The sequence below is a fragment of the uncultured Thiodictyon sp. genome (assembly GCF_903946935.1).
Classification (GTDB): Bacteria; Pseudomonadota; Gammaproteobacteria; order Chromatiales; family Chromatiaceae; genus Thiodictyon.
Window position 1 is genome coordinate 1 of the sequence record NZ_CAJAXH010000300.1, and the last position, 3,820, is coordinate 3,820.

Annotated in this window: 3 protein-coding genes; 1 reads left to right on the forward strand and 2 read right to left on the reverse strand. The window is 64.4% G+C overall.

The window, feature by feature from the left end:
- A partial coding sequence (locus QZX93_RS25580; RefSeq protein WP_295395014.1) for a conjugal transfer protein TraG N-terminal domain-containing protein occupies window positions 1-1,355 on the reverse strand: 1,355 nt, incomplete at its 3' end.
- Between the two features lie 295 nt (window positions 1,356-1,650).
- On the opposite strand from QZX93_RS25580, the gene QZX93_RS25585 reads away from it, so the two are divergent.
- The gene (locus QZX93_RS25585) at window positions 1,651-2,748 is read left to right on the forward strand and encodes an Rpn family recombination-promoting nuclease/putative transposase (RefSeq protein ID WP_295389203.1); all 1,098 of its coding nucleotides are present in this window, start codon (window positions 1,651-1,653) and stop codon (window positions 2,746-2,748) included.
- Window positions 2,749-2,802: 54 nt separating this feature from the next.
- On the opposite strand, the gene QZX93_RS25590 is transcribed toward QZX93_RS25585, so the two are convergent.
- On the reverse strand, window positions 2,803-3,820 hold a 1,018-nt coding region (locus QZX93_RS25590; protein WP_295389205.1), incomplete at its 5' end, for a conjugal transfer protein TraH.

Below are 3,820 nucleotides of genomic sequence, written 5' to 3' on the forward strand. Positions count from 1 at the left end.
CTCCCGGCCAAGTGCGTTGCGGTGATCGCCGAACCGTAGATCAACATCAACGAAATCGCGGGCGTACTCGCCGCGAGCATTCCACCAACCCCCAAATAGTCAGACAAAATGAAGTCGAGCTTCCAGATCGCCAGAATCGACGGCATCGGGGTGTTGCCCAGCGCCACATCCTGGAGCGCGTCCATCTTAAACTTCACCGCCATGATGATATAGAGGTTGATGATCGCGAGAATCGGCTGCCAGAGCTGGATCCACAGGCCGAACAAGAGGTACTTGCCGACCATACTGATGCCGGTTGGCCCCAGCCCAATGGCGAAGATCATCAGTGGTGATACCGCATACAGGAAGGCCTCGAAGAAGGTCATCATTGGCCGCACGATGCGGGAGAACAGGCGTTCTTCCGAAGCCCACTGCGTATTGCGTTGCTGCGAGGCCTGTTCGATGGCGGCCGCATCGGCACCTTGGAGCAACGCGCGCTTGTTGGCCGAGCGGGCGTAGGGCAGCATGGCCGCGGCGGTCGCCATCACCATATAGTTTTGGGCGCCGACGCCGGTCCCCGCGAGCGCGTCGAGTGCGGCGTTCACCGCCCCCGGCACGTCGTTCGGGTTGGCGATCCGCAATGTCGCCGCCACCGAGGCTTGCAGCTTCGGGACGTACTGCGTGGTGAGGTAGTTCGACAGGTCGGTCCACGCATCCGGGCATTCCTTCGTCACCGGGTTGCCGCCGATCCACAGCTCAGTCGTCGGCACCACCAGCGTGCTGCCGAGCGCCGTGCGCCAGTTGGGGTCGCGCAAGAGGTCGTCGGCGGACCGGGTGCCGTTGTTGAACCCATACAAAGTGCACTCGGAGAGGTAGTTGACGAAGGTCCGCGCCATGTCCGCCCCGGCCGTCGGGGCGTTTGCGGCACCCAGGGCCGTCATCGACAGGGTCGTCTTGCGCACCCCCTGGAGGATGTGCAAAGGTGCGGCGAAACCGTACCCCGTCATCGTCGGGGTGGAAAATGCCTGCTCGAAGAGCCGGGTGGCACCGTAGCCGATCCCGCTCATCAGCCCACCGATCGCGGCGGGCCCCAGCGGCACGTTGTCGACCACGCGCACCGCCCCGGAATAGACATCCTGGACGGAGACCTTCACGGTGGGACCGAACATGCCCATGTAGACCACCCAGGCCACCAGCATGTGCTGGAGCTGCGGCGGGCGGGCCTGAATGATGCCCTGAAACATGATGAGCATGAAGCCGACCAGGAAGCCGATGCCGGCCAGGGCGTGCATGTTCCCGGAGCCCGAGAGCATGGCGACGGCGTTCAGGACCGCGGTGAGGTAGGCGGCGTCGCCGATCGAATAGATGTCCCACATTGTCAGACCCCTGATAAAGTAAATGGCATGCCCCGACGCGATCTACAGAGTTCCACGGAAAGGCCCCGATACGTGAGAGCCGAAAGTGCCGATTTTTTAGGGGAGTGCGGGAAGCGTCGCCGTCGCCTACCGGGCGGCCGCCGTCGTGCTTGCGTTGTGGCGGCCCGCGTGGCGTGCTTGCGGACGGCGAATCCTCACATTGCCCGGCGTGTGCGTGCGCGTTGCCCGTCGAGGTGGCCCGTGCGACACTTCCGGCCATCCATCCAACGCTCCGACCTGCCGGTGTCCCGTTGCCATGCCGCGTCCCCCTCGCCAGCGCCGCCCTCGTAAGCACGGACGCCGATCCGCCCAGTCAGCGCGTCTGCCGCACGATGGTTCTTACAAACACCTCTTTTCCCATCCCGAGATGGTCGAGGGCCTGCTGCGCGACTTCGTACAGGAGGATTGGTTGACGCTGATCGACTTCACCACGCTGGAAAAGCAGGGCGGTAGCTACGTCACCGACGATCTGCGTGAACGTGAGGACGACATCATTTGGCGGGTCCAGGTGGCCGGGGACTGGATGTATGTGTATCTGCTGCTGGAATTCCAAAGCCGCGTGGACCCCTGGATGGCCGTGCGGGTGATGGTCTACACCGGGCTCTTGTATCAGGACCTGATTAAGAGCGGGGCGATCGTGGAAGGCGCGCGCCTGCCGCCCGTGTTTCCTCTGGTGTTATATAACGGTGCCGGGCGCTGGACCGCCGCGCGTGATATCGCCGACTTGATCGCCCCACTGCCCGACGCGTTGGCCAAATACCGTCCTCAACAACGCTATCATCTCATCGACGAGGGCCGGATTGGGAAGGAGACCCTGGACCAGGCCGACAGTGTTACGGCCGAGTTGGTACGACTGGAAACGCTGGCGAAAGATGGTCCGGCGGCACTGCGCCCGATCCTGCACCGGCTGACGGTGCGCTTGCAGGGCGCACGCTATGACAGCCTGCGCCGGGCGCTGACGGTATGGTTCGTGCGGGTCTTGCTGCGGCGACTGATGCCGGGCGAGAATCTGCCGGAAATTCACGATCTGCTGGAGGTTGAGACAATGCTGGCGGAATATGTCGAAGAGTGGACAGAGAAGTGGAAGCGGGAAGGGAAGCTGGAAGGCAAGTTGGAAGGCAAGCTGGAGGGTAAGCTCGAAGGCGAGTTGGAAGGCGCGCGCAAAGGCAAGGCTGATGCCCTGAAGCGCCTGCTCACCCGCCGTTTTGGTGACCTCCCCCCATGGGCGAGTGCGCGTATTGAGGCGGCCGCCATCGGTCAGATCGATACCTGGCTGGACGCCATTTTCGTGGCTTCGACCCTGGAAACCCTGCTGGATAGTCAGCCCCCGGGTCTCCGCCCTCCCGCGGGTTGACCCGGTCTACGACGGTGCCAGGCTGCCAAGGGTCACCGTCGTCGTCTTGCGGATTTATTGCGTTGACTCGAACCCGGCATCCGCCGTGTCGGATTGCAGCGGCCGTCCCTTGACCAGCGGCGCCAACGCGCTGTAATGCGTCATCAGTGATTGCAGGTTCCCGTACCGCTGCGCGATCTCGCTGTACTGCTGCGCGACATCGTCTTTGGCACCGCGGATTTGTTCGATCACCTGCTTGGCATACGGGTTCTGGTGGAGCGAGGCCGCCTGCGCCGCCTGGCCGATCAGGTCGTCCAGCAGCAGTTTCGTCATCTCCAAGGCGATCACGGGCGCGGCCTTTTCGGCGAAGTCACGCGCCATCCCGGTGTCGTACTGGCCCAGGTTGTGGAGCATGGCGCCCAAGCCATGGGGTGCCAGCTCCATGAACGCCTTCTCCGGTTCGGTCAGCGCCACGTTGCCCCAGCGGAATTTCTCCACGAGCCCCACCGCGCCCGCGTTTTCGGGGTCGCCTAACAGGATCCGCGCGGTGTACTGGGCAAAGCCCACCAGGTCGGTCACCGAGACGATCGTGGGATGCAGGCAGCCATTCACGCTGCGGGTGTCGCAGTTCCAGCGTTGGACGGTCTGCGTCGTCCGGCGGGCGGGGTCCCGCTCGTGGCTGGCCGGCCCCCACAGCAGGTCGCGTACCGAGAGCACATTGCCGCGCAACGGGGTAATCCCCGGACTCTCGCCTTGGCCGTCGGGGGCGGCCTCGGGCGGGCCGACGATGATCGAGCCGGTGACACTCATGATCGCCTCCAGCAGCGCATCGTCGCCCCCCGTGAAGCGGGACGCGACGCTGGTGCGCTTGAGCGCCTGCCAGACGATATTGCCTTGCAGGTTGGCCTCCCCGCGCTGATCGTCGGTAAAGTTGTTCTTCGCCTGGGTGGCAGGGCTGGTCCCGGTCGCGGTCGTGCGGGTCTGGAAGATGTCACCGATGCCGGTGGCGGCGAGGGTCTGTGAGGTCTTCGAGGTCAGGGAGCCGCTGAGCGCGGCCGCCCCATCGTTCACGAGCCCCTGGGCCAGTTGGCAG